General features: G+C 66.1%; 25 protein-coding genes. 10 read left to right on the top strand and 15 right to left on the bottom strand.

From position 1 onward, the window contains the following. Positions 1-21 precede the first annotated feature (21 nt). The 3 genes from ABIE56_RS21035 to ABIE56_RS21045 are packed head-to-tail and all read right to left on the bottom strand — an operon-like array spanning position 22 to position 2,988. Positions 22-780, bottom strand: a complete 759-nt coding sequence (locus ABIE56_RS21035) for a polysaccharide biosynthesis protein (protein ID WP_429245764.1) — start codon at positions 778-780, stop codon at positions 22-24. Positions 781-792: 12 nt separating this feature from the next. Continuing rightward, positions 793-2,325 carry an XrtA system polysaccharide chain length determinant gene (locus ABIE56_RS21040; protein ID WP_429245765.1) on the bottom strand — a complete coding sequence of 511 codons (1,533 nt, stop codon included), beginning with the start codon at positions 2,323-2,325 and terminating at the stop codon, positions 793-795. Between the two features lie 39 nt (positions 2,326-2,364). Next, a complete protein-coding gene (locus ABIE56_RS21045) occupies positions 2,365-2,988 on the bottom strand; it encodes an XrtA/PEP-CTERM system exopolysaccharide export protein (protein WP_429245766.1) in 624 nt (207 codons plus the stop codon). 154 nt (positions 2,989-3,142) lie between these two features. Here ABIE56_RS21045 and ABIE56_RS21050 point away from each other — a divergent pair, with 154 nt between their 5' ends. Continuing rightward, positions 3,143-3,865, top strand: a complete 723-nt coding sequence (locus tag ABIE56_RS21050; protein WP_429245767.1) for a YdcF family protein — start codon at positions 3,143-3,145, stop codon at positions 3,863-3,865. Here the strand turns inward: ABIE56_RS21050 and ABIE56_RS21055 are convergent. Together ABIE56_RS21055 and ABIE56_RS21060 are read right to left on the bottom strand one after the other, a co-directional pair. Then, the gene (locus ABIE56_RS21055; RefSeq protein ID WP_429245768.1) at positions 3,862-4,161 is read right to left on the bottom strand and encodes an antitoxin Xre/MbcA/ParS toxin-binding domain-containing protein; all 300 of its coding nucleotides are present in this window, start codon (positions 4,159-4,161) and stop codon (positions 3,862-3,864) included. The two genes, ABIE56_RS21050 and ABIE56_RS21055, sit on opposite strands and share 4 nt — an antisense overlap. Positions 4,162-4,253: 92 nt before the next feature. Further along, the gene (locus ABIE56_RS21060) at positions 4,254-4,568 is read right to left on the bottom strand and encodes a hypothetical protein (RefSeq protein WP_429245769.1); all 315 of its coding nucleotides are present in this window, start codon (positions 4,566-4,568) and stop codon (positions 4,254-4,256) included. Positions 4,569-4,693: 125 nt separating this feature from the next. On the opposite strand from ABIE56_RS21060, the gene ABIE56_RS21065 reads away from it, so the two are divergent. After that, positions 4,694-6,226 (top strand): cation:proton antiporter, encoded by a 1,533-nt coding sequence (locus tag ABIE56_RS21065; protein ID WP_429245770.1) that lies wholly within the window; start codon positions 4,694-4,696, stop codon positions 6,224-6,226. Between the two features lie 90 nt (positions 6,227-6,316). Here ABIE56_RS21065 and ABIE56_RS21070 read toward each other — a convergent pair whose 3' ends face one another. Beyond that, positions 6,317-6,697 (bottom strand): hypothetical protein, encoded by a 381-nt coding sequence (locus tag ABIE56_RS21070; RefSeq protein ID WP_429245771.1) that lies wholly within the window; start codon positions 6,695-6,697, stop codon positions 6,317-6,319. A 112-nt stretch (positions 6,698-6,809) separates the two neighbouring features. Here ABIE56_RS21070 and ABIE56_RS21075 point away from each other — a divergent pair, with 112 nt between their 5' ends. Continuing rightward, positions 6,810-7,172 carry a peptidase C13 gene (locus tag ABIE56_RS21075; protein WP_429245772.1) on the top strand — a complete coding sequence of 121 codons (363 nt, stop codon included), beginning with the start codon at positions 6,810-6,812 and terminating at the stop codon, positions 7,170-7,172. A gap of 126 nt (positions 7,173-7,298) precedes the next feature. Here ABIE56_RS21075 and ABIE56_RS21080 read toward each other — a convergent pair whose 3' ends face one another. From ABIE56_RS21080 to ABIE56_RS21090, 3 genes are all read right to left on the bottom strand, one after another. Further along, the gene (locus tag ABIE56_RS21080; protein WP_429245773.1) at positions 7,299-8,129 is read right to left on the bottom strand and encodes an aldo/keto reductase; all 831 of its coding nucleotides are present in this window, start codon (positions 8,127-8,129) and stop codon (positions 7,299-7,301) included. A 73-nt stretch (positions 8,130-8,202) separates the two neighbouring features. Then, complete coding sequence (ispG, locus tag ABIE56_RS21085; protein WP_429245774.1) at positions 8,203-9,459, bottom strand: flavodoxin-dependent (E)-4-hydroxy-3-methylbut-2-enyl-diphosphate synthase; 1,257 nt, start codon at positions 9,457-9,459, stop codon at positions 8,203-8,205. Positions 9,460-9,568: 109 nt separating this feature from the next. Continuing rightward, a complete protein-coding gene (locus ABIE56_RS21090; protein WP_429245775.1) occupies positions 9,569-11,467 on the bottom strand; it encodes an acetyl-CoA hydrolase/transferase C-terminal domain-containing protein in 1,899 nt (632 codons plus the stop codon). 38 nt (positions 11,468-11,505) lie between these two features. Here ABIE56_RS21090 and ABIE56_RS21095 point away from each other — a divergent pair, with 38 nt between their 5' ends. Further along, positions 11,506-12,969, top strand: coding sequence for a phospholipase D-like domain-containing protein (locus ABIE56_RS21095; RefSeq protein WP_429245776.1), 1,464 nt, complete (start codon positions 11,506-11,508; stop codon positions 12,967-12,969). A 67-nt stretch (positions 12,970-13,036) separates the two neighbouring features. Here ABIE56_RS21095 and ABIE56_RS21100 read toward each other — a convergent pair whose 3' ends face one another. From ABIE56_RS21100 to ABIE56_RS21110, 3 genes are read right to left on the bottom strand one after another with little or no spacing between them, the layout of a single operon-like run. After that, entirely contained in the window at positions 13,037-13,330 is a 294-nt protein-coding gene (locus ABIE56_RS21100; protein WP_429245777.1) for a DUF6587 family protein, read from the bottom strand. Then, entirely contained in the window at positions 13,327-15,171 is a 1,845-nt protein-coding gene (gene feoB / locus ABIE56_RS21105; protein WP_429245778.1) for a ferrous iron transport protein B, read from the bottom strand. The genes ABIE56_RS21100 and feoB overlap by 4 nt, the downstream gene beginning before the upstream one ends. Then, positions 15,168-15,413 carry a FeoA family protein gene (locus tag ABIE56_RS21110; protein ID WP_247436137.1) on the bottom strand — a complete coding sequence of 82 codons (246 nt, stop codon included), beginning with the start codon at positions 15,411-15,413 and terminating at the stop codon, positions 15,168-15,170. The genes feoB and ABIE56_RS21110 overlap by 4 nt, the downstream gene beginning before the upstream one ends. A 189-nt stretch (positions 15,414-15,602) precedes the next feature. On the opposite strand from ABIE56_RS21110, the gene ABIE56_RS21115 reads away from it, so the two are divergent. Then, the gene (locus tag ABIE56_RS21115; RefSeq protein WP_429245779.1) at positions 15,603-16,388 is read left to right on the top strand and encodes an enoyl-CoA hydratase-related protein; all 786 of its coding nucleotides are present in this window, start codon (positions 15,603-15,605) and stop codon (positions 16,386-16,388) included. A gap of 152 nt (positions 16,389-16,540) precedes the next feature. Then, on the top strand, positions 16,541-17,890 hold the full coding sequence (gene dacB, locus ABIE56_RS21120) for a D-alanyl-D-alanine carboxypeptidase/D-alanyl-D-alanine endopeptidase (RefSeq protein ID WP_429245780.1): 1,350 nt from the start codon (positions 16,541-16,543) through the stop codon (positions 17,888-17,890). A gap of 90 nt (positions 17,891-17,980) precedes the next feature. Here dacB and ABIE56_RS21125 read toward each other — a convergent pair whose 3' ends face one another. Then, entirely contained in the window at positions 17,981-18,463 is a 483-nt protein-coding gene (locus ABIE56_RS21125) for a glutathione peroxidase (RefSeq protein ID WP_429245781.1), read from the bottom strand. A gap of 96 nt (positions 18,464-18,559) precedes the next feature. Between ABIE56_RS21125 and ABIE56_RS21130 the strand changes: the two genes are divergently transcribed. From ABIE56_RS21130 to ABIE56_RS21140, 3 genes are all read left to right on the top strand, one after another. Beyond that, positions 18,560-19,564, top strand: coding sequence for a methionine ABC transporter ATP-binding protein (locus ABIE56_RS21130; RefSeq protein WP_429245782.1), 1,005 nt, complete (start codon positions 18,560-18,562; stop codon positions 19,562-19,564). Continuing rightward, positions 19,561-20,235 carry a methionine ABC transporter permease gene (locus ABIE56_RS21135; RefSeq protein ID WP_429245783.1) on the top strand — a complete coding sequence of 225 codons (675 nt, stop codon included), beginning with the start codon at positions 19,561-19,563 and terminating at the stop codon, positions 20,233-20,235. The genes ABIE56_RS21130 and ABIE56_RS21135 overlap by 4 nt, the downstream gene beginning before the upstream one ends. Positions 20,236-20,313: 78 nt before the next feature. Next, the gene (locus tag ABIE56_RS21140; protein WP_429245784.1) at positions 20,314-21,123 is read left to right on the top strand and encodes a MetQ/NlpA family ABC transporter substrate-binding protein; all 810 of its coding nucleotides are present in this window, start codon (positions 20,314-20,316) and stop codon (positions 21,121-21,123) included. Positions 21,124-21,243: 120 nt separating this feature from the next. Here ABIE56_RS21140 and ABIE56_RS21145 read toward each other — a convergent pair whose 3' ends face one another. Both ABIE56_RS21145 and ABIE56_RS21150 read right to left on the bottom strand, forming a co-directional pair. Next, on the bottom strand, positions 21,244-22,290 hold the full coding sequence (locus ABIE56_RS21145; protein WP_429245785.1) for an aldo/keto reductase: 1,047 nt from the start codon (positions 22,288-22,290) through the stop codon (positions 21,244-21,246). Positions 22,291-22,320: 30 nt separating this feature from the next. Further along, a complete protein-coding gene (locus tag ABIE56_RS21150; RefSeq protein ID WP_429245786.1) occupies positions 22,321-23,085 on the bottom strand; it encodes an alpha/beta fold hydrolase in 765 nt (254 codons plus the stop codon). A 144-nt stretch (positions 23,086-23,229) separates the two neighbouring features. Here ABIE56_RS21150 and ABIE56_RS21155 point away from each other — a divergent pair, with 144 nt between their 5' ends. Beyond that, positions 23,230-23,808, top strand: a complete 579-nt coding sequence (locus ABIE56_RS21155) for a TetR/AcrR family transcriptional regulator (RefSeq protein WP_429245787.1) — start codon at positions 23,230-23,232, stop codon at positions 23,806-23,808. Positions 23,809-23,958 lie beyond the last annotated feature (150 nt).

The raw sequence follows: 23,958 nt of genomic DNA on the forward strand, positions 1-23,958 counted from the left end.
TCCCTCCCCTGGAGCCGAGGCTCACGGTGACTCGTTGAACACCACGCCCGCGAGCTTGGCGGGATCGAAGTTGGCGACGGCCTGGTTGATGGCAGCCGGGGTATCACGGCCGTAGCCGGCTACCAGCACCACGAAATCGGCCAGGTCGGAAAGAATGCGTGCATCGGGCGCGCCCTTCACCGGCGGCCCATCGAGGAACAGATAACGATCCGGGTAGCGGCAGCGAAGGGAATCCAGCACCGCCCGCATGCGGAACGATGAGAAGTATTCGCTGCTGTTCTCGCGCGCCTTGCCCGCTGGGATCATGCGCAGCCGGGGCACACCCGTGGGGTACATGATCGAAGCGATGCCGCGCGATGGGTGCTCGAGGAAATCGACCAGCCCACCCGTGGCCGGCTCGACGCCCAGCGCCTTGTGCTGGTTCGGGTAGCGCAGGTTGCAATCGATCAGCAGGCTGGTCTTAGATTCATCGAACGCGAAGGCCGTGGCCAGGTTGCGCGAGACGAAGCTGCCGCCCGAGCGCGGGCTCACCGAGCACACCAGGGTAATGAAGTTGCTGTCGCCGCCCATCTCGATCAGCCGGGTACGAATGCCGCGAAAAGCATCCGACTGCTGGCGCACCGATTCTTCGCGATGGATAAGGCGCTTGCGTTCGCAATCGATGGGGCTGAGCGCGCCGCTTTCTTCGCGCATGCGCGCGATGGAATGACTCGGCGTAGCGTGTGCGTCGTCGTGGGCGGTGGCGATCACGTCGCCGAGTTCGATGTTATTCACGGCCATCTCGAATGTCCTTTAGCCCTTCAGGCGAAGCCAGATGACGAGGAGGTACACCATGCCCACCCCGAGCACGATCATGCCCAGCATCATGTTCTGCACGTGGCTACGGCGGCGGTCACGCGGCGTGGGGTAGAACGGCACGGTGGCCAGCACTGGGAAGCCCGTAGCACGTTCAAGCTGTGCCACGGAGCGCACGCGGGGATCAAAGCGCGCCACCATGAACAGCAGGCCGAGCGGCACGGCCAGCGCCAGCGCCAGGCCCGCAAGGCCGAAGTGCATGAAGCGTAGGCCCGAGGGCACCAGCGGCATCACCGCCGGGTTCTGCACGAGGAAGGTGAGGCCACGCTGCTCCGCATCCAGGTTCATGGAGACGCGGGCGTTCTCGCGCCGCTTGAGCAGGTCCTGGTACACATCGCGGTTTACGTTGTAATCGCGGGTGAGCTCGGCCACCACGTTTTCCGAATTGGCGATGCGCTTGCTGCGTTCCAGTTCGGCCTGCAGCATGGATTCACTGGCACCTACGCGGGCGGAACTCGCCGCCGCGTCGGCGCGGGTCTGCGCCAGCTGTATACGCATTTGCTGGTACACCGGGTTCATCGCCACCGTGTGGTCCACCGGTGTGCCGCCGCCTACCGCGCGGGTGGCATCGGCGGAGGCCATCTGCCGGCGCACATCCTCGATCTGGTGGCGCAGGCGGATCACATCCGGGTAATCATCGGTGTAGTTCAGCAACAGCTTGTCGAGCTGTCCTTGCAGGTCGGCCAGCTGGGTCTGGTATACGCCGCCCACGGTCTGCACGGCATTGACTTCGGATTCGCCATTGAGCTGGGAGGAGAGCGCCGATGCCTGCGAAACCTTCTGCATGTAGTCCATGCGGTTGGATTCGATCTGCGAGCGCAGCTGGCTGATCCGAGAATTGGTGTCGGTTTCGCTGCCCGGCCGCGCATCCGCGTTGGCATCGCGGTAAGCCTTCAGCTTGTCCTCGGCATCGGTCAGCTTGGTGCGGTACGCCTCGACCTGGCTGTTGATGAACTCGTAGGCCTCGCGGCTTTCGCGCTGCTTGGAGGCCAGGCTCTCGCTGATGAACAGCTGGCCGAAGGCGCGGGTCACCTCGAAGGCGCGCCGCGGATCGGAGTCGAAATAGCTGATGGTGATCAGGTTATCGCGGCTGTTGGCAATCTTCGTCCGCGCCTTGATTCCTTCGATGATCTTGTCGCGCTCGATGGGCGTGGGGTTGGAAGCGGCCCAGCCACCGGTCTTCAGCACGCGATCGAGCACATCCTGGCTGAAGATCACATCGCGGGCGATACCGGCGCGGTTCTTGTTACCGGTGGCCGCCGCGGCGCCTTCCATCAACGGCGTGATGATGCTGGATTCCTGCGCGAGGATGGTGACCGAGGCTTCGTACTTCTTCGGCCACAGCGTGCCCACGACCAGCGCAACCAGGGCGATGGCGGCGAACACCATGCCCATGGTCAGGCGGCGCCTGCGTGCTTCACCCAGCAAGGCCGGCAGCATACCGGCGAAAGGAACGAGTTCCCCACTCATCGAATTACCCTCTTGCTCCCGGCGCGGCCGGGCGATCGGTCAGAAAGCACGCTGCGGTACCGTGATCACGTCGCCCGGCTGCACCGGGTAGTTGTTGGCCACATCGCCCTGCTGCAGGATCTTGTCGAGGCGTACCGCATAAGCCTGCGAGGTGGTCTCGCCACTCTTGCGGTAGAGCTCGGTACGGTCCGGCGCCGCGAACTCGGTGGTGCCACCGGCGGCCAGCACCGCATCGAGCACGGTCATGCCCTGGCGGTACGGAATGGAAATGGGACTGCGCACGGCACCGGTGACCCGGACGCGCGAGAGGTATTCGTGGCTGCGCAGTGCCGTCAGGATCACGGCCACCTGCGGATCGCGGATGTACTGGGCCAGCTTCTGCTGGATCTCCGCGCCCACCTGATCGGTGGTGCGCCCCCCGGCAGAAACATCGCCCACCAGCGGTACAGTGATCTTTCCATCCGGCCTCACCGGCACGCTGACGCTCAGGTCAGGGTTGTGCCATACGGTGATCTGCAGCTGATCGTCCACGCCGATCAGGTAGGCCTCCACCACCGGGCTTGCCGCATCCGCCTTGGGTGGCGGTAGCGTGCTGCCACCCGTGGCGCAGGCCGCCAGTTGCATGGCTGCGATGATGATGGCGACGCGATTCCAACGCTTCATGATGTCCACCCGCCCCTGTGTGTTCTCGGCGGGTATCGTCATTTCAACGGTCGGCGGCGTCCATTCAACAGCCCGCCTATGCCGTTTGACCGACGGTGCGAAGTCGCGATTTAGGGGATCATCGTCTCCCCGCGAAACGCTCCGGACGCAACGGGTGGCCGTGCTCGATTACCTCGTCTCGCGCGCACTGCACCCCGCGGTGCAAGCGCTGCTGCTCGGCCTGCTGGCCGGGGCCTTCGTCGTAGCGCGCAAGCCGCGCGCCGCCCTGGCAGTTGGTATCGCTGCCGTGGCCTGGATCTGGGTGGCGTCATCACCTGCCGTGGCCCTGCGCCTCCGCCAGGGCCTCGTACCTGCCGCCACCGCACACGCCGCCGATACCCCGCACGCGGACGCCATCGTAGTACTGGGCGGCGGTGCCATCCCCATGGGCCCCTGGATCGAAACCGGCTCACGCGCCGGTATCGGGCTCAGCCTGTGGCAGGAGGGCTATGCCCCGGTCATGCTCGTCTCCGGAAGCGACCAGGCGCGGACGCTTGCGGCCGGCTATGTGCAATCCGGCGTCCCCATGGCCGATCTGCGCGTGGAAGCCAGCAGCCAGAACACCCACGAGAATGCGCGCAACTCCGCTGCCATGCTGCACGCTGGCGGCCTCGATGCCATCGTGCTGGTCACCTCGCCGATCCACATGCGCCGGGCGGCGGCGTCGTTCCGCCACGAGGGCATCCAGGTGGCGCCCGCCCCGGCGGATGATGACGACCATGAGCTGCTGGCGGCATCGACCAGCTGGCTCCCCCGGCGCGAAGCCCTGACGCTGACCGCGCGTTGCCTGCGCGAGTATGCGGCGCTGTGGATCTATACCCGCCGCGGCTGGATCTAGACCGCGGCCACGGTACCGAACTGCTTGTAGACCACCTGGTCCCAAACCGCCTCCACATCACCATCGGCCAGCATGTCGCACGCCGTACGGCCGGCGAAGGCGCGCTGGGGCATCACCAGCCAGCGGGCGGCGCGGTGGCGGTCGCCGATACAGCACAGCACCAGTTGGGCCAGTGGCGGGTGGCTACTCTCCAGGGCATCCAGGGTCCGCTCGATCGCCGCTTCGCGGGCATCGTGCAGGCGGGTGAGTTCGCTGGCCAGGGCGGCGAACGTGGGTGAAGGCAAGGGCCGTGGCATGGCGGGTGGCTCCCGTAGCGGCGTTGGAGAAAACCTATTCCCCTACGCCCCCGCCGCGCTTGTAGCGGCTTGATGTGCCTTCGAAGTGGTTGCTACGGATCGCCCGTTTCGATCTGCAGGCTGGTCTTGCTGTCTCGGCGAACCAGGCCGGGGCCGAACTGGACCACTTTGTTGTCCTTCAGCACAACGGTGTAGTCCTTATGGGAGAAGGAGAAACGCCCGGGGCGGCGCTCAAGCCAGCTCATGACTTCGAACCCGATAATGCTGCGGTCCGAATCGGGGGGGCCCAGCCGGTCGAGCACGTCTTCGCGGGCGGTGCCTACCTCGAGTTTGGACACCTTGGCCGCCATGCCCTGGCAACCGGCGAGCCCGACCGCAATGGCGGCCACGGCAATCAGACGTTTCATCGGCACCCCGGTGTCGAAAGGCATGTGCCGGATGGTAACCCACCCTCGCAAAACGATGCGAGCCGGGTAGCGCGAGGGCCGCCGCTGCGCTATTCATGCGGCAGGCCAGATGAGGGGATGACGCCATGGCGCTGTTTGAAAGCATGATTCTGCTGTCGCTGCTGGCGGTCGTGCTGCTGCGCCTGTCGCGGCATTTTGCGCTGCCCTACCCTACGATCCTGGCCGCCGCCGGTACGGCCGTGGCGGCGCTGCCGTGGGCCCCGCATATCGCCATGGACCCCAAGCTGGCCCTGGTGCTGTTCATCGCCCCCGTGCTGCTCGATGCCGGCTTCGACATGCCGCCACGCACCCTGCGCCGGTTCTGGCTGCCCACGGTGTCGCTCGCGGTGGTGGCGGTCATATTCACCACCGCGGCCGTAGCCTGGCTGGGCGTGGCCTGGGCGGGCATGCCGCTGGCGGCGGCCGTGGCCATGGGCGCCATCGTGGCGCCGCCCGATGCCGGGGCGGCGACGGCCATGCTTTCCCGCCTGAACCTGCCGCGGCGGACCGTGCAGGTGCTGACGGCGGAGAGCCTGCTCAACGATGCCTCGGCGCTGCTGATCTTCGGCGTTGCGGTACGCACGGCACTGGCGCCGGATGGCCTGGCCCACACCCTGCCACTGCTGGTCCTCGCCGTGCCGGGCGGGCTGCTGCTCGGCTGGCTGCTGGGCCGCGTCTTCATCTACTTCTCGCGCGAGCTGCGCGGCACGCTCAGCGCCACCTTGCTGCAGTTCGCTGGCGTATTCGGTGTGTGGCTGATCGCCGAGTACCTGCATGTCTCGGCCATCCTCTGCGTGGTGTCGTTCGCCATGACCATCGCACACGTGCTGCCCGGCGAGACGCCCCCGCGCGATCGCGTGCATGCGTATTCCGTGTGGGCGGCGGTCGTGTTCATCTCGAATGTCATCGCCTTTCTGCTGGTAGGCCTGCAAGCGCGCACGATCATTGCCCGCATGCAAGGCCCTGCGCTGGAACACGCGCTGTGGTTCGCACTGGCGACTTTGGGTGTCTGCATCGCCGTGCGGTTCGCCTGGGTCATGCTCTACAACGGGACCCTGCGCCGGTTCCGCAAGAGCCAGCCGAACCCGACGCCGCAGCAAGGCCTGGTCGTCGCCTGGTGCGGCATGCGCGGGCTGGTTACGCTGGCGACGGCGCTGGGCCTGCCAGATGCCTTCCCGCAGCGTGACCTGATCGTGCTCACCGCGTTTGGTGTCACGGTGGGCACGCTGGTGTTCCAGGGCACCACGCTGGCGTGGCTGGTCCGGTATTTGAAGTTCGGCACGGATACCAGCCTGCGCGACGATGCCTCGAAGGTGCGCCTGGAACTGATCGATGTGGCGGAGGCGACCCTGGTCGGCGAATCCGACGAAGCCGCACGGCGCGCTCGCGAATATTACGAAGATGCACGGCATGAAGCCGAAGCCGGCCGCAGCCCCGTCGCAGGCACGCGCCTGTCCGAGCTAAAACGCATCGGCCTGAAGGCGAAACGCAAACGCCTGCTAGAGATGCGCCACAAGGGCGAGATCGAGGACGACGTATTCCATCTGCTCGAGAACGAGCTCGACTGGTCGGAACTCGCCGTCACCTCCCCCGACGAACGCGAAATCGTCGAAGGCTGACCTTGACCCTGTAGGAGCGCGCTCGCGCGCGATGGGTGCTTGCCGTACACCCCATCGCGCGCAAGCGCGCTCCTACAGACGATCTGCGTGTTATTTGACGGTCGAGGGCACCGCAGGCTTCTGCCCCACCGGTTTCCCATGCGGATCCAGCGTGTGCCCGTTGGCATCCGTGTCATGGTTTGCCGCGTGGCGTACCTGCGGCGAGACGCCGGTAGCGGGTGGCGCGGTGTTATTGAGGCCCCGCTCGGTCGCACCCGCATCCGAGACGGGCTGCAACGGTGCGGAGGCAGGGTTGGCCTGCATTGGCGCCGATGCCGGATTAGTACCGACATGCGAAGCCGAGGGATTCGTCTGCACCGGCGGCGGCGGAGCGGAAGCCGGCCGCGCGGGTGCACCGGCCTGGGCGAACGCCATGGATGAGGTGTCCAGCAGCGAGGTACCCAGGAGGACGAGTGCGAGGAGAGGACGCATGGCAGCTCCGCATAACGCGCCCGCAGGCGCCTTGGCTTTTGACCCTAGCCCGGCCCATGTGAACACCCTGCCTGCCTGTTAGGCTCTGGCCTTCCCATTCCGGAGACACCCGATGCTGCTTGCCCTCATGTTCGCCCTGGCCGGTGCCGATGGTTTTGATGCGCGCGTGCAGGCCGCAAAAGCACTGGAAGCGAAGCCCGAGGGCAAGGCCTGGCAGGCGAAACTGTGGGATAGCGTGGGCAACCCCGCCACGGATGCGCTGAAGGGCTGCATCGCGAGCAACAAGCCGGCCGACAAGAGGGCGTTTACGCTGGTGGCGGTGGTGGATGCAAAGGGGCAGTCGAGCGACGTGGTAGTGCAGCCTGCGACGCCCGTGGCTACGTGCTTCGCCGGGCAGTTCTCGGCATGGCGCTTGCCCGTGCCGCCGAAGGCGCCCGCGCCCTACCCCATGGAAATCGATATCTCCATGGAATAACCGGGTTTTGTAGGAGCGTGCTTGCACGCGATGGGTGCTTGCGCGCGATGGGTGCTTGCGACAAGACCCATCGCGCGCAAGCGCGCTCCTACAAAGAGCCGGTGTTTAACGCGGTTACGGCATGGATTAGTTGAACTTATCGGGATCCGGGCCCATGCGGTTGCCCGCATCGAGCTTCGCGATCGCCGCCATGTCCTCAGCGCTCAGTTCGAAATCGAACACATCGATGTTGGAACGAATGCGCTCGGGCGTGACCGATTTCGGGATCACCATGTGGCCCAGCTGCACGTGCCAGCGCAGGACGACCTGGGCCGGCGACTTGCCGTGCTTCTTGCCTAGTTGCACCAGCACATCGTTCTTCAGCAGATCACCGCCCTGGCCCAGCGGGCTCCAGGCTTCGGTGATCACGCCGTGCTTGCGGTTCGCGGCGACGACATCGTTCTGCGCGAAATCCGGGTGCACCTCAATCTGGTTCACCACGGGCGCGACCCCGGTTTCCTTGACGATACGATCCAGGTGCGCCGGCTGGAAATTGCTGACGCCGATGGAACGGATGCGGCCTTCCTCGCGCAGGCGAATGAACGCCTTCCACGTGTCGACGTAGCGATCGTGCTTCGGCGTGGGCCAGTGAATCAGATACATGTCGAGGTAATCGGTGCCGAGCTTCTTCACGCTGGCATCGAACGCGTGCAGGGTGGCATCGAAGCCCTGCTCCGAGTTCCACAGCTTGCTGGTAAGGAAGATATCGCCGCGGGCCACGCCGGAGCGTTCGATGCCGTCGCCGACGCCTTTTTCGTTCTTGTAGATGGCCGCGGTATCGATCGAGCGATAGCCCGCCTTCAAGGCCTCCTGCACGGCGCGGGAGGTTTCATCATCAGGAATCTGGAAGACGCCGAAGCCAAGCTGCGGTGCCTTATGGCCATCGTTGAGGCCAAGCAGGGGGACGCTGTTCGCCATATGCCATGTCTCCTTAGGGAGGGGGAAACCACCTGCCATGGTGGCAGGTGGCCCCGCATGCAAGGCGTGATGGCTAGTCGTGGCGCGCGGAATAATGCGTTTCGACGTAGTTATCGAGGATGGCAACGAACTCGTCGGCAATGTTGTCGCCACGCAAGGTCATGGCCTTTTCACCATCGATGAACACCGGCGCCGCGGGTGCTTCACCATTACCCGGCAGCGAGATGCCGATATTGGCGTGGCGCGATTCGCCCGGGCCGTTCACGATGCAACCCATCACGGCCAGGGTGAGGTTTTCCACGCCGTCATATTTCACCCGCCATTCCGGCATGCGCTCACGGACGTGGCCTTGTACCGTTTTGGCCAGTTCCTGGAAGAACTCGCTCGTGGTGCGGCCACAACCCGGGCAAGCGGTGACCAGCGGCGTGAACGCGCGCAGGCCCATGGTCTGCAGCAGCTCCTGCGCCACGATGACTTCCGCCGTGCGCGACTGACCCGGTTCCGGCGTGAGCGAGATGCGGATGGTGTCGCCGATGCCTTCCTGCAACAGCACGGATAGCGCCGCGGCGGAGGCAGTGATGCCCTTCGAGCCCATGCCGGCTTCGGTCAGGCCCAGGTGCAGCGCGTAGTCGCCGCGGCGGGCGAGGTCGCGGTAGACCGCGATCAGTTCCTGTACGCCGGAGACCTTGCAGGACAGGATGATGCGATCACGCGCGAGACCGAGATCCTCGGCGCGGGCAGCGGAATCGAGCGCGGAGCGAATCAGCGCTTCGCGGGCGACATGGCCGGCATCCCACGGGTTCGCGCGGCGGCCGTTCTCATCCATCAGCGCGGCGACCATGGACTGGTCGAGCGAGCCCCAGTTGGCGCCGATGCGTACCGGCTTGTTGTAGCGGATGGCCATCTCGATGATCGAGGCGAACTGGCTGTCCTTCTTCTTGCCGAAGCCGACATTGCCCGGGTTGATCCGATACTTGGCCAGCGCCTCGGCGCAGGCCGGCTCGCCCTCGAGCAACTGGTGGCCGTTGTAGTGGAAATCGCCGATGAGCGGCACCGAGACACCCATCATCTCCAGGCGCTCGCGGATCCGCGGCACGGCAGCCGCGGCGGCCGGGGTGTTCACCGTAATGCGGACCATCTCCGAGCCGGCGCGGGCCAGCTCAGCCACCTGTTTGGCGGTGGATACCGGGTCTTCGGTATCCGTGTTGGTCATGGACTGCACGACGATGGGCGCGCCGCCACCGACCTGTACCCGGTCGATATGGACCCCGGTGCTGGGACGGCGGGCTTCGGCTTCCGCGGGGCGCGGGCGGGTCTGTTCTTCGGTCATAGCGGAGCATTTTAGCGCATGGGCTGTAGGAGCGCGCTTGCGCGCGATGGGGTTGCCTTGATGCCTGGTTTGCGCCTTCGCTGGCTGGCTATCGCGCGCAAGCGCGCTCCTACAGGGGGTTGCGGCGCAACGCGGCCTGAACGAGGCGGCGCTCCACCCGGTCCTCCAGCGTCTTCGGATCGTCCAGCCCCACGCGCGCCAAAGCGTCCGCCTCTCCGGCCACAGGCTTGCCAGGGGCCAGCAACGCGCCCAGCAGCGCCTGCTTCGGCGCATCCTTCAGCCAGGTCAGGCCCGGCAGAAGCTGCCGCTCCACCTCGGTGAAATCACTGCCGAACGGGAACGGATCGAGCAGGCCGCGGCGGGCAAGCGGCTCGAGCTGGCGTTTCAGTCCTTCCGGCGTATGGGCTCGCCATGCCTCGGGAATCTGGAAATCCTTGCGCAGCTTCCCTGCCCGTTTCGCTTCACCCGCCAGCGCGTCGATAAAGCGCGCATCGGCAATGCCCAGCATCGCTTCGACGCACGCTTCATCCGACAGGCCGCGCAGGTCAGCCACGCCGTATTCGGTAACAAACACATCGCGCAGGTGGCGCGGAATCGTGACGTGGCCGTAGTTGAACCGGATGTTGGATCGTGCCGCCTTGCCGCTGCCCCGTACCGCGCGCAGCAAGAGCATGGAACGGCCGCCTGGAATCTCGTGCGCCATCGCCACGAAGTTGTACTGGCCACCTACTCCGCTGACGACCCGGCCGTCCTCGAGCCCATCGGAGACCGCGGCGCCGAACAGCGTGGCCATCATGCAGGTGTTGAAGAAACGCGCGCCACGGCGCTGCAAAGCGGCCAGTGGCTGGTGATCGCCGTAGAGGTGGTTCACGTTGGAGACGCGGCACATGTCGATCGCATCGGGATCATCACGCTCGGAGGCATGCATCCACGCGTAGAGCTCGCGCGAGCCGAGCAGGAACGCGCCCCGCAGGTAGTGCCCACCGGCCGGGCCTGGATCCTCGCCGCGTGCGGCAGCGCGCTCCGTTGCCAGGTCTTCGTAAGCGCGGCGCTTCAGCACACCCCCGCGCTGCAGGTGCATGAAGCCATCCATCACCATCTCGCTGGCACCGTAAAGGCCGCGCGCGAACGGTTCGTTGCCACCCCACGCGACGTCGCGGCCACCCAGGCTTTGCAGGCCCTCGCGCCACGCGGCGTTCTGCTCATGGCGCAGCAACAGGCCGCGCACGAGGGCATCGGATAAAGCACCGATACCGATCTGCAACGTGCCGCCGTCCACCACCAGCGCACTCGCGTGCATGCCCAGCGCAAACTCCGCGGGTGCGATGGGCGATCGCGGCAACGCGAACAGCGGCGACATGGCAGGCGGCGTGATCAGCAGATCGAACATGCCTGGCGGGGCTTCCGCGTTGCCGCTCACGAAAGGCATATCCGGGTGCGCCACCGCCACGCAGAACGGCTTGGGCTTACCGGCCACCGCCATCTGCGCGAGGAAATCGATGGTCAGGTCGGGGTTGGAGGCCAGGCTGATCCGCTCGCCCTGCACCGCGACGAGCTGGACCAGCACGTTGATGTCCCGGCCCACGAGGTCGCGGGCGACATGGGTGTAGTTCTGGCTGATGTAATCGCGCTGGGCCGACGAGGCATGCAGCAACGCGCCCGATTGCATGTAGAACTCGTGGACGTGCACGTTGGCCGGCAACGCGTCGCGGGCCTGGGCCAGCGCGTAGTCGAGGTCTTCGTAGTCAGCGCCGAAGTGCCGCGCCAGGAACGGCCCGGCAAACCGGGCGGCAAGGCCCTTGCCGGGTGATGGCCGGGTCAGCGAGAGCGCGGTGAACAGGGTCAACGAGCGGTCGCCCCGCCCGGCGACCTCGCCATATAACGCATTGAGCAGACCATGCGGCTTGCCTAGCCCGAGCGGCGCCGCCACCCGCGGATGCCCGCCGGTACGGGAAAGGATCGCCTCGACAGCGGCGGCCGTAGCGTTGTCACGCGGAATCGATGCCATGGCGGCGATGATGCCAGATGCCGATACACTCGCCCCTCATGAACGTAAACCGCAGCCACGCCTTTTCCACCCGCCAGTTCGCCGAACAGGCCCTGAGCCGCAGCGCCGGCGCCCCACTGATCAGCGGCAATGCCGTCGATCTGCTGATCGATGCCCAGGCCCACTACGATGCCTGGCTCAAGGCGATTGCGGGCGCGCAGCGCCACGTGTTCCTCGAGAACTACATCATCCGCAACGACCGCATCGGCCAGGCCTTCCTCGATGCGCTGGTGGAGCGGGCGCGGGCGGGCGTGTTCGTCGCGGTCATCGCCGATTGGGCCGGCTGCCTGGGCCAGTCGCGCTCCAGCTTCTGGAACCCGCTGCGTGAGGCCGGTGGCTCGGTGCGCATCTATAACCCGCCACGCCTGGGCAGCTCGTTTGGCTGGATCAGCCGCGATCATCGCAAGGTGCTGGTGGTGGATGGTGAGATCGGCTTCCTGTCCGGCGTGTGCATCAGCGAGAAATGGCTGGGCGATCCCGCGCGGGACGTTCCGCCGTGGCGCGACACGGGCGTGATGCTGCGCGGGCCGGCCGTCGCGGAAATTGAACAGGCCTTTGCCGATAGCTGGCGCGATGCCGGCCCGGCCGGCCTGCCCGATGATCCGCGCGTGGCCCGCCACGAGGGCGTGGCCGAGGCCGGCGACGTGAGCCTGCGCGTCATCGCCACCCAGCCGAGTACGGCCGGCATGTACCGGTTGGACCAGATGGTGGCGGCCATGGCCACGAAGACGCTATGGCTTACCGATGCCTATTTCGTCGGTGTCGCACCGTATGTGCAGGCCCTCTCGGCCGCCGCACGCGATGGCGTGGATGTGCGCCTGCTGGTGCCGGGGACCAGCGATATCCCGATGGTGGCCGGCATGTCGCGCTCGGGTTACCGGCCCTTATTGAAGGCAGGCATCCGCGTGTTCGAGTGGAACGGTTCCATGCTGCACGCGAAGACCGCGGTGGCTGACGGGCGCTGGGCACGCGTCGGTTCGTCCAACCTCAATATCGCGAGCTGGCTTAGCAATCGCGAGATCGATGTCGCGATCGAGGATGCCGGCTTCGCCCAGAAGCTGGCGGCGCAATACGAGGCGGACCTGGAGAACGCCACGGAGATCCTGCTGCGGGGCAGCCGCCGCCGGTCCGGCAACGAGCGCATGCGCAGCCGTTCGCCGCGGCCACCACGACCGAAGCATGGCGGTGGCAGCTCCAGCCGCGCGGCGGCTGGTGCGTTGCGTATCGCGAATACGGTGGGTGCAGCCATCACGCATCACCGCGTGCTGGGTGATACCGAATCCGGGCCGGTGCTTGCGGGTGCCCTGGCGGCGATCGTGGTGACGGCCGTACTGATCTTCTGGCCCGCGGTGATCGCATGGCCGCTCGCGCTGATCGGCGCGTGGTTCGCGGTGAACCTGAGCGTGAACTGGTTTACCTTGCGGCGGCAGCGTAAGCAGCACCCGGACGAGCCGGCAGCCTAGCGGGCGCCGATCGCTGTAGGAGCGTGCTTGCACGCGATCCCAGCCCGCAACAGCGCTACAACGTGACTTACTGCCGTGACTTGAACGTCAGCGGCTGCGCATCATTCTTCGCCGCCGGCGCCGGCCCGCAGCTGTTGCACGACCCGCAACCATCACCACAGCTGCCCGAGGCACTGGCCGGCTGCAACTTCTTGCCGATCGTGCGCAGCACGCCAGGGCGGCCGTCATGGTTGAGGCTGGCAGAAACACCCGCCATCACCCGTGTCGAGGTTTTCGGCAGGAGCTTGCGGAACGCCACGTACAGGCTGGCCAGCACGACCACGCCGATAATGACGCCCTGGATGAGCTGGAACGTACTCACGAGAGAGCCCTCGCGATCTGGTAGGTAGCAAGCGACGCAAGGTAGGCCAGGCCGAACAGGTAGCCCGCGGCGATAGCCACGTTGCGCCAGGAATTGGTTTCACGGCGGATCACCGCCAGCGTCGACATGCACTGCGGCGCAAACACGTACCAGGCCAGCAGCGACAGCGCCGTGGCCAGTGACCACGAGTGAGCGATCACCGGCCCAAGCTGGCTCGCCACCGCATCATCGGTGCCGGACATGGCGTACACCGTACCCAGTGCCGCCACGGCTACTTCGCGCGCGGCCAGGCCAGGCACCAGCGCAATGCAGATCTGCCAGTTGAAGCCGATCGGCGCGAACACGTACTGCAGGCCACGGCCGAGCATGCCGGCCAGGCTGTAATCGATGGCGGGGCCGGTCGCCCCTTCGGGTGCGCCCGGGAAGCTGGAGAGGAACCACAGCAGCACGGTCAGCGCGGTGATGATGCCGCCCACGCGCTTCAGGAAGATGAGTGCGCGTTCCCACAGGCCCAGCGCCACGTCGCGCACATTGGGCAGGCGGTACGACGGCAGCTCCATGATCAGCGCGTGTTCGCTGCGGTCCTTGCGGAACCGCTTCATGACGAAGGCCACGCCCAGCGCGCTGAAGATGCCGGCGAAATACAGCACGAACAGCACGATACCCTGCAGGTTGAAGATACCCACGGCGCGGTCGGGGATGAACGCGGCGATGAGCAGCGTGTACACCGGAAGGCGCGCCGAGCACGTCATCAGCGGCGCCACCAGGATGGTGGTGAGGCGGTCGCGCGGATCATTGATGCTGCGCGTGGCCATGATGCCGGGAATGGCGCAGGCGAAGCTCGACAGCAGCGGAATAAAGGCGCGCCCTGTCAGGCCTACCTTGAACATCATGCGATCAAGCAGGAACGCGGCACGCGGCAGGTAACCCGATTCCTCGAGGATGAGGATGAACAGGAACAGGATCAGGATCTGCGGCAGGAACACCAGCACCGCACCGAGGCCAGCAAACACGCCGTCGTTGAGCAGGCTGTGCAGCGCGCTATCGGGGGGCAGGAAACTCGTGGTCCACACACCCAGCGCCGTGATGCCATCAGTGATCGCATCCATCACCGGCTGTGCCCAGGAGAACACGGCCTGGAAGATCATGAACATCAGCACGGCGAGGATCGCCAGGCCGAACACCGGGTGCAGTGCCCAGCGGTCGATGGCGTCGTCGATAGCCACGGTGTTGCGCGAGGTGCTGACGGTCTCGGCAAGGATGGCGCGCACTTCGGCATGCAGCTCATCCACGTTGGCCTGATCGATGGCCGACGGCACGATATCCGGCACGGCCTTGTCGATGCGTTCGATCAGCGACCGCGCACCGCCACGCTGCACCGCGATGGTTTCCACCACCGGCACGCCAAGCCGGCGCGAAAGCTTATCGACATCAATCACCAGCCCGCGCTTGCGAGCCGCATCCATCATGTTGAGCGCGAGCACGACCGGGCGGCCCAGTCGACGCACTTCCAGCACGAAGCGAAGGTGCAGACGCAGGTTGGTGGCGTCGGCCACGCAAACGATCAGGTCCGGCGCGGCTTCACCCGGGTAGCGCCCCAGGCACACATCGCGGGTGATCGCTTCGTCCGGGCTCGTGGCATCAAAGCTGTACGCGCCAGGCAGGTCCAGGATCTGCAGGGTACGGCCCGAAGGTGCCGTGAACCGGCCCTCCTTACGCTCCACCGTCACGCCGGCGTAGTTGGCCACCTTCTGGCGGCCACCGGTGAGCTGGTTGAACAGTGCGGTCTTGCCGCAGTTCGGGTTGCCCACCAGGGCAATGCGCATCGTCGAGGCACTCATGCCGCACCATCCACAGTGACTTCCACGCGCGCCGCTTCCGTCTTGCGCAACGCGAAGCGCGTCGAGCCGATCTGGATCAGCAAGGGATCGCCGCCGAGCGGGCCCCGGGCTACCAGGCGGACCGGTTCACCCGCGACAAAGCCCAGATCGCGCAGACGCTGCGCAATGGGGTCGGCGGGGTGAGCATCGGTAACGGACTGGACCACGGCTTGGGCACCTTTCGGCGCGTCGGACAGGCGCACGGGATTTCTCAAATAAGAACTGTTCGCATTATAGACATTATTCAAGCGTGGCGTCTCCGTTTAGCCTTTTCGCGCGCAAGCGCGCTCCTACAAAATCGGGGGTGGTGTAGGGTCAGGCCTGATGAGATCGGGGCCCACGCCTACAGACCGGCCGTTTATGATTCGCATTACGCCTTTCGGAGATCCTTCATGCCGGCTGTTGAACTGACCCGCCGCGGTGCCGTCGCCCACCTGCGGATGAACCGCCCGGAGGTGCACAACGCCTTCGATGACGCCCTGATCGCCGACCTTACCGCCGCGATCGACGAGGTGGATGCCGATCCCGCCGTGCGCGCGGTGGTGCTTACAGGCGCAGGCGCAAGTTTTTCCGCCGGCGCGGATCTGAACTGGATGCGCGGCATGGCCTCGGCATCGGAAGAGGACAACCGCGCCGATTCCCTGCGCCTTGCCCGGCTCATGCGCCGCCTGCAGTTCCTCTCCAAGCCCACCGTGGCCCGGGTGAACGGCGCGGCGTTTGGCGGCGGCGTGGGCCTGGTGGCCTGCTGCGATATCGCCATCGCCGCCGAGGGCGCCAAGTTTGCCCTTTCGGAAGTGAAGCTGGGCCTCGTTCCCGCCGTGATTTCCCCCTACGTCATCGCCGCCATCGGCCTGCGCCAAGCGCGCCGCCTTTTCATCACGGGCGAGGTGTTCGGCGCCGCCGCGGCGACCGCCATGGGCCTGGTGCATGAAACCGTGCCGATGGAAGAGCTTGAGCCAGCCATCGAACGCGTGCTCGGCCTGCTCACCAAGGGCGGCCCGGTCGCCCAGCGCGAAGCCAAGCGCCTGGCGCTCGGTATGGGCGACATGACCGAACAAGCGATGGAACAGGTCGACGCGGAAAACGCCGCGCTCATCGCCCGCCTGCGTGTTTCACCCGAGGGCCAGGATGGCCTCTCGGCCTTCCTCGACAAGGGACTGCCCACATGGCTCAGATAAGCAAAGACACCACCGCCTCCTGTAGGAGCGCGCTTGCGCGCGAAAGCCAGCCCGCGACAAGGCCCCCTTCCCCCTGTAGGAGCGCGCTTGCGCGCGATAGCCAGCGTGCCGCAAGACCCATCGCGCGCAAGCGCGTTCCTACGGGGGTTGCATTGCTCCTGTGGTTTCTGGCTGGTAGCGCCACCGCGCAATCGCTCACCCAGCGCATCGACGCGCACCTCGCCGCGCCGCGCTTCGCCGCCGCATCCTGGGGCATCAGCGTGGTCGCGCTCGACGACGGGCACCCCGTATACGGCCACGACGACGGCAAGCTGATGCTGCCGGCCTCCACGGCCAAGCTCTTCACCGCGGCAGTCGCCATGGACCGCCTGGGCCCGGACTACCGCACGCACACCGACGTGCTCGCCGCGGGTGACATCCGCCGCGGCCGACTGCGCGGCGCCCTGGTGCTGCGCGGCCGCGGCGACCCCACCCTGGCCGGCGATGCGTGGGCCGACCAGCTCGCCCAGCAGGTGGTTGCTGCCGGCATCACGCGCGTGGACGACGGCGTGGTGGGCGATGACACGGCCTTTGCCGGACCGCCCATCGGCAGCGGCTGGGAGGCCTCCGACCTGCAGGCTTATTACGGCGCCACCGCCAGCGGCCTGAGCGTGGACGAGAACACCATGGTGGCCGAAGTCGCTGAAAACGCGGTCACGCTCGCGCCAACCGATGCGGCAACCACGCTGGCGGAACAGCCGGCGGACAGCCCGGCGTTCTACCGCGCGCCAGGCACCAGCACCCTGCACGTGCTCGGCGCCGCACCGCGCAAATCGCGCCTGTCCCTGCCCGACCCCGCACTCACTGCGGCCCGCCGGCTACAGGCCGCACTCGAAAAGCGCGGGGTCACGGTGAGGAAGGAAGCGCGCAGCGTGCATTGGCCGATACCCGCACCCACCGGCACGCAAGTAGCCACCCTGCCGTCGCCACCGCTCACCGAGATCCTCGCCTCGGGCCTCAAGCGCTCGCAGAACATGTACCTGCAAAGCGTGTTCCTTCTGACGGGCCTGGAAGCCACGGATCAGGCGGCCGCCCACACCGAGGACCGCGCCGCGGCGGTGGTTGGCGCATGGCTCGGTGCGCGCGGGATCGGGCCCTCTGCCACCTCGCTGGAAGAAGGCACGGGCCTGTCGCGGCATGATCTCACCACGGCCGGCTCGCTCACCCACCTGCTGTCCTCGCTGGATTCACCGGGATTCCGGGCGTTGCTGCCTGTGGCTGGCGTGGATGGCACCCTGGTACGTCGCATGAAAGGCACGGCAGCCGAAGGCAACCTGCAGGCGAAGACGGGAAGCATGAGCTACGTCAACGCCCTCGCCGGATACGTCACCACGAAAGCCGGCCAGCGCCTGGCCTTCGCCATCATCCTCAACAACTACAAGCCGACGCAGGGCGCGGCTCCCGTATCGTCGGAAGTCGATGCGATCGCGGTGATGCTTGCCGAGAGCCCCGATCGCCTTTGACGCCGATTGTGTAGGAGCGCGCTTGCGCGCGATGGGTGCTCGCGGCAAGACCCTATCGCGCGCAAGCGCGCTCCTACAGGCGCGTAAGGATTAGCCGAGGACTTTGGGCAGGTCCTTGCCGATCTTCTCTGGTGTGTCGGTCGGCGCGTAGCGCTCCACCACCTCGCCATCGCGGTTCACCAGGAACTTGGTGAAGTTCCACTTGATGCCCTCGGTACCGAGCAGGCCCTTCTTGGTCGACTTCAGCCACTTGTACAGCGGGTGGGCCTTGTCGCCGTTCACGTCGATCTTGGCGAACATTGGGAACGAGACGTCGTAGGTGAGCGAGCAGAAATTGCGGATCTCCTCCTCGTCGCCCGGCTCCTGGTGGCCAAACTGGTCGCACGGGAAGCCGAGCACATCGAAGCCCTGCGCGCCGTACTGTTTCTGCAGCTCCTCAAGCCCCTTGTACTGCGGCGTGAAGCCACACTTGGAGGCCACGTTCACGATCAGCACGGCCTTGCCCTTCCACTCGGCCAGCGAACGCTCGTTGCCATTGATATCGCGGGCGGAGAAATCGTAGATGCCAGTCATGGTGCTCCTTGTGGGGCGGGCGGAAAGTGCACAGTCTACGCCGCCCGGGGCCTTCGGCTACCATGGGCATCTTTCCATCCAGGCCCGCCCACGCCCGTGATCCGATTCGAAGCCGCCTCCAAGTCCTACACCGTGGCTGGAGCGCTCGTCCCCGCCCTGCAACCCGTGGATCTCGCCATCAACCAGGGCGAGGTGTTCGGCATCATTGGCCACTCCGGCGCCGGCAAATCCACCCTGCTGCGCATGATCAACCTGCTCGAGCGCCCCACGGCCGGCAAGGTATGGATCGAAGGCCGCGACGTGACCCATGCGGAGGGCGCGGAGCTGCGCCGCCTGCGTGCGGGCATTGGCATGATCTTCCAGCACTTCAACCTGCTGTCGTCGAAAACCGTTGCCGATAACGTGGCGTTCCCGCTGCGCCTGCACGGTGACCTGAGTGAAGCCGACATCGCCGCGCGGGTGGATGAGCTGCTGAAGCTGGTGGGGCTGGAGGCGCATGCGCGCAAGTACCCCGCCCAGCTATCCGGCGGCCAGAAGCAGCGCGTTGGTATCGCCCGCGCCCTGGCCAGCAAGCCTTCTATCCTGCTGTGCGATGAAGCCACCAGCGCGCTCGATCCGCAAACCACGGCCTCGGTGCTTGAACTGCTTGCCGACATCAACCGCCGGCTGGGCCTCACCATCGTGCTGATCACCCACGAGATGGACGTGATCCGCCGCGTGTGCGATCGCGTGGCTGTGCTCGATGCAGGTAACGTCGTCGAGATGGGCACCGTGGCCGATGTGTTCCTGCACCCACAGCACCCGACGACGCGCCGTTTCGTGGCCGAAGCCGACCACCGCGAAGGCCGTGGCCCGGAATACGCGGGCGTGCCCGGCAAGCTGTTCCGCCTGTCGTTCCGCGGCGAGGCCACCTATTCACCACTGCTCTCGCGCGTGGTGCGTGATACGGGCGTGGAATACAACCTGCTTTCGGGGCGTGTGGACCGGATCAAGGACGTGCCTTACGGCCAGCTCACCCTGGCCATGCATGGCGACCGTCTGGACGAGGCGCTGGCCCAGATCCGCGCCGCCGGTGTCGATATTGAAGAGGTGGCCCCGTGAGCCCGCTGCAGACCCTGTTCCCGAACATCGACTGGGCCGAGATCCTCCAGGCCTGCTTCGATACGCTGCTAATGCTCGGCGGCTCACTGCTGTTTACCCTTGCACTGGGGCTGCCGCTCGGCATCTGGCTGTTCCTGACCGCGCGGGGCCAGTTGCACGCAAAGCCGAAGCTCTACGGCGTGCTCTCGCTGGTGGTGAACGTGCTGCGTTCCATTCCCTTCATCATCCTGATGATCCTGCTGATCCCGGTGACCAAGGCCGTGACCGGCGTGAGCATCGGCATCCGCGGCGCCATCGTGCCCCTGGTGATCGGCGCAGCGCCGTTCTTCGCCCGCCTGGTGGAAACCGCCCTGCGCGAAGTGGACCGCGGCGTGATCGAAGCCAGCCAGGCCATGGGTGCGACCACGAAGCAGATCGTGGCCCGCGTGCTACTGCCTGAGGCACGGCCCGGCCTGGTCGCGGCGACCACGGTCACCGCGGTCGCCCTGGTCGGCTACACCGCCATGGGTGGCATCGTCGGCGCCGGCGGCCTGGGTGCACTGGCCTACCAGTACGGTTACAACGGCTATAAGCCCGATTACATGCTGGTTACGGTGGCCCTGCTCGTGGTGCTGGTCCAGCTCCTGCAGATGCTCGGCGACTGGCTTGTGGCGCGGTATAGCCGTAAATAACGCCAAAACGGGGGCGTTTTGCATCCGGCGGTATGGACGTCTATGCTGTCGCACCGCAACATCCGCCCGGACGCCCCCATGAAGAAGTACTTCCTCCCCTTGGTTACCGCCCTCGCCGTTGTCCTGGCGGGCTGTTCCCATGGCGAATCGGGCGGCGCGGCCGATGCCAGCAAGCCGCTCACCATCGCTGCGACGCCGGTGCCGCATGCGGAAATTCTCAAGGAAATCAAGCCGCTGCTTGCGAAGCAGGGCGTGGAGATCGAGATCAAGGTCTTCACCGACTACGTGCAGCCGAACATGCAGGTGGCCCAGAAGCAGCTGGACGTGAACTTCTTCCAGACCGAGCCGTACCTGGATGCCTTCAACCGCGAGCGCGGCACGAACCTGGTCAAGGTCGTCGGCGTGCATATCGAGCCGTTCGGTGCCTACTCGCGCAAGTTCAAGTCGATCGACCAGCTGCCCGATGGCGCTAATGTCGTGATCCCGAACGACCCGAGTAACAACAGCCGCGCCCTGCTCCTGCTGGCCAAGCACAACCTCATCACGCTGAAGAACCCGGGTGACAAGCTGGCCACGTTGAAGGATGTGGACCAGAACCCGAAGCACCTGAAGTTCCGCGAGCTCGAAGCGGCCATGCTGCCGCGCGTGCTCGATGAAGTGGACCTGGCGCTGATCAACACGAACTACGCCCTCGCTGCCGGCCTGAACCCGGTGAAGGATGCGCTGCTGATCGAAGACAAGGATTCGCCGTACGTGAACTTCCTGGTCTCGCGCCCCGACAACAAGGACGACCCGCGCGTGCAGAAGCTCGCCGCCGCCCTCACCTCGCCCGAGGTGAAGGCGTTCATCGAGAAGACGTACAACGGCGCGGTATTGCCGGCGTTCTGATCGCCGCGGCACCACACCCAGCTGCTCATCATGACGCTGCTGCCCTTGCAGGAGCGCGCTTGCGCGCGATGGGTGCTTGCCGTATTCCCCATCGCGCGCGAGCGCGCTCCTACAGAAGGCTCAGGCCACCTGGCGCGTCGGTAACACCAGGTCGTCGAGCTTCCCGCCCGATGCCTTCTGCTGGTTCGCCGGATCCTCGATCAGGTTGTGCGGGAAGATCGGTGCCAGTGCACTGGCTTGGTCCAGACGTGCAAGTTGATCCTCCGATAGCGTGATCTGCGTTGCGTGCAAGTTGCTTTCGAGCTGCTGCACGCTGCGTGGCCCAATGATCGGCAGCGGCCCCTTTCGCGCCACCCAAGCGATCGCGAGCGCCCCCGGGTCCAACCCCGTCTCGTCAGCCATCGCGAGCAAGGTATCGACGACGCGCGTGCGCTGCGCGCTGTTTTCGTCCTGGAACACGCGGCCCGCAAAACCTTCCTTGCGCCCCACCTCGCCACGCCGATATTTGCCGGTGAGCACGCCGCCGCCCAGCGGGGACCAGGCGACGACGCCAAGACCCAGCGCATCGGCGGCGGGCAGCAATTCGTGCTCGGTGGTGCGTTCCACGAGGCTGTGTTCCACCTGTATCGCCGCGATCGGCAGCGAGCCACGCACCTCGGCCAGCGTCACCGCACGGGCGACTCGCCATGCAGGGAAGTCCGACAAGCCGGCGTAGAGGATCTTGCCCGCACGGGCAAGATCGTCGAACCCGCGCAGGATCTCTTCGATTGGCGTCACCCGATCAGGAAAGTGCGTCCAGTACAGGTCGATCCGGTCGGTTTTCAGGCGGCGCAGGCTTGCCTCAACGGAGGCGACCATTGCGCGGCGGCTGTTACCCGTAACGAGAATGCCATCACTCCTGCCGCCGGCTTGCGTGTACTTCGTCGCCAGCACGAAGTCATCGCGGCGCCCTTGCAGCAAGTTGCCAAGGATCTCCTCGGACTCCCCAAATTGGTAGGTATCGGCTGTATCGAGGAAGTTACCGCCGGCAGCCTGGTACGCATCAAGCATGCGCCGGGCTTCATCGGGCTCGGCGCCGTGCCCCCAGCGCGTACCGAAGTTGCCCGTGCCAAGCACGAGCTCAGAGACACGAAGGCCAGTGTGCTGGCCCAGGACGCGGTATCGCATGGTGTTCTCCCGTGAATGGTGGGGCGCGGCTTACTTGCCCGCGGCCTGCTCGATGATCGAGACGACGAGGTCCGGATGGGAAAGGAAGACGGTGTGGCTGGAGCCCGGCACTTCCGTGACCTTCGCCTTGGCGCGCTTGTACATCCAGCGCTCCAGATCAGGATTGATGGTCTTGTCGGCGGTGGGCACGACAGCCCAGGTGGGCTTCGTCTTCCACGGTGCCGCCTTCGCGGGTGTCTTGAAGGCCTTCTGCGCAAGGAATACCTGCGACTGGGCCATGAACGTCGCCAGGTCGGCCGGAGAGTCCGCCGCGAAATTCGCCTGGTACTTCGCCGGGTCCATATAGAAGAAGCCGTCCGCGGTGAGTTTCACATCGCTGTTCGGTGCGGGGAACTGCGGCTTCGTCTCCAGCGTCTCGGTGCTTTCGCCCACGTCCGGCATCAAGGCGGCCAGGTAGACCAGCGACTTCACCTTGGGGTCGTCGCCGGCATCAGTAATCACCTGCCCGCCCCAGCTATGGCCCACCAGCACAACGGGGCCATCCTGCTGATCGATCACGCGGCGTGTCGCGGCCACGTCGGCTTCGAGGCTGGTTTCCGGTTCCTGCACGATGCTGACGTGGTAACCCTTCTTCACCAGCAGGTCGTACACCGGCCGCCAGCCCGAGCCATCGGCGAAAGCGCCGTGGACCAACACGACGTTGTGGATGGGTTCGGCCGCCATAACGACCGACGAGCCCAGGGAAAGACCGGCGGCCAGCGCGATGGCACGGAGCGTGTGTGTTGCAACAGACATAGCTAATCTCCTCGGTAGGTCAGGTAACCCGGCGAAAGCGGCATCGCCTTCGGAGGGCTGGCGTTTGATTGCGATCACAATCATAATTACTTTGATGGTGAGCGCAATGTAAAATCCTGCCGTCGGTGCGTGAGGACGTCCGCTATGCGCGTTTCAAAACAGAAATCCGAAGAAAACAGGTCTCTACTGCTCAAGGCGGCCAGCCGTTTGTTCAGAGAAAAAGGTGTGGACGGCGTGGGCGTGGCCGAGGTGGCGAAGGAAGCCGGGCTGACCCACGGCGCGCTCTACGCGCACTTCCCCTCCAAGGAAGCCTTGGTGGCCGCGGCGTTTTCGCAGGCCTTCGCTGGCAACATGGCCTCCATTGATGCCTGGGCCGCGGGACGGAAGCCCACGTTCACCGACTATCTCGATGCCCTGTTTTCGGTGCGCGCGCGTGATCGCGTCGGCGAGGGTTGCCCGATGGTGGCGTCGGCGAGCGAGGCATCGCGGCATGGCCCGGCGCTGAGCGAAAACTTCGCCGCCGCGTTCCAGGCCGAGATCGCATTGTTCGAGGCATCGCTCGATCCCGCCCTGCCTGCGGATGAGCGGCGGCGTGTGTCCATTGCTGCGCTGGCTGCACAGATTGGCGCGGTTGCCGTAGCGCGCGCCGTCGCTACGAGCGACGATGCGTTGTCACGCGAGGTGCTGGCAGCGACGCGGGATGCTATCGCCCGCGCGGTATAGACCTGTAGGAGCGGGGGGGGGGGGGGGGGGGGGGGGGGGCGCCCCCCCCCCCCCCCCGCCCCCGCCCCCCCCCCCCGCGGGGGGGGGGGGGGGGGGGTTGTGTGACAGACAGGGCGGGGGGGGCGGGGGGGGGGGGGGGCCGCCCCACAA

It is taken from the genome of Luteibacter sp. 621 (assembly GCF_050435445.1).
Lineage (GTDB): Bacteria > Pseudomonadota > Gammaproteobacteria > Xanthomonadales > Rhodanobacteraceae > Luteibacter.

Coding starts and splice junctions, on each gene's coding strand:
- ABIE56_RS21035 (WP_429245764.1), bottom strand. CDS start 780: ATGGCCGTGAATAACATCGAACTCGGCGACGTGATCGCCACCGCCCAC.
- ABIE56_RS21090 (WP_429245775.1), bottom strand. CDS start 11,467: ATGGCATCGATTCCGCGTGACAACGCTACGGCCGCCGCTGTCGAGGCG.
- ABIE56_RS21060 (WP_429245769.1), bottom strand. CDS start 4,568: ATGAAACGTCTGATTGCCGTGGCCGCCATTGCGGTCGGGCTCGCCGGT.
- ABIE56_RS21065 (WP_429245770.1), top strand. CDS start 4,694: ATGGCGCTGTTTGAAAGCATGATTCTGCTGTCGCTGCTGGCGGTCGTG.
- ABIE56_RS21115 (WP_429245779.1), top strand. CDS start 15,603: ATGCCGGCTGTTGAACTGACCCGCCGCGGTGCCGTCGCCCACCTGCGG.
- ABIE56_RS21140 (WP_429245784.1), top strand. CDS start 20,314: ATGAAGAAGTACTTCCTCCCCTTGGTTACCGCCCTCGCCGTTGTCCTG.
- ABIE56_RS21125 (WP_429245781.1), bottom strand. CDS start 18,463: ATGACTGGCATCTACGATTTCTCCGCCCGCGATATCAATGGCAACGAG.
- ispG (WP_429245774.1), bottom strand. CDS start 9,459: ATGACCGAAGAACAGACCCGCCCGCGCCCCGCGGAAGCCGAAGCCCGC.
- ABIE56_RS21070 (WP_429245771.1), bottom strand. CDS start 6,697: ATGCGTCCTCTCCTCGCACTCGTCCTCCTGGGTACCTCGCTGCTGGAC.
- ABIE56_RS21150 (WP_429245786.1), bottom strand. CDS start 23,085: ATGTCTGTTGCAACACACACGCTCCGTGCCATCGCGCTGGCCGCCGGT.
- ABIE56_RS21095 (WP_429245776.1), top strand. CDS start 11,506: ATGAACGTAAACCGCAGCCACGCCTTTTCCACCCGCCAGTTCGCCGAA.
- feoB (WP_429245778.1), bottom strand. CDS start 15,171: ATGAGTGCCTCGACGATGCGCATTGCCCTGGTGGGCAACCCGAACTGC.
- ABIE56_RS21155 (WP_429245787.1), top strand. CDS start 23,230: ATGCGCGTTTCAAAACAGAAATCCGAAGAAAACAGGTCTCTACTGCTC.
- ABIE56_RS21145 (WP_429245785.1), bottom strand. CDS start 22,290: ATGCGATACCGCGTCCTGGGCCAGCACACTGGCCTTCGTGTCTCTGAG.
- ABIE56_RS21045 (WP_429245766.1), bottom strand. CDS start 2,988: ATGAAGCGTTGGAATCGCGTCGCCATCATCATCGCAGCCATGCAACTG.
- ABIE56_RS21075 (WP_429245772.1), top strand. CDS start 6,810: ATGCTGCTTGCCCTCATGTTCGCCCTGGCCGGTGCCGATGGTTTTGAT.
- ABIE56_RS21080 (WP_429245773.1), bottom strand. CDS start 8,129: ATGGCGAACAGCGTCCCCCTGCTTGGCCTCAACGATGGCCATAAGGCA.
- ABIE56_RS21040 (WP_429245765.1), bottom strand. CDS start 2,325: ATGAGTGGGGAACTCGTTCCTTTCGCCGGTATGCTGCCGGCCTTGCTG.
- ABIE56_RS21055 (WP_429245768.1), bottom strand. CDS start 4,161: ATGCCACGGCCCTTGCCTTCACCCACGTTCGCCGCCCTGGCCAGCGAA.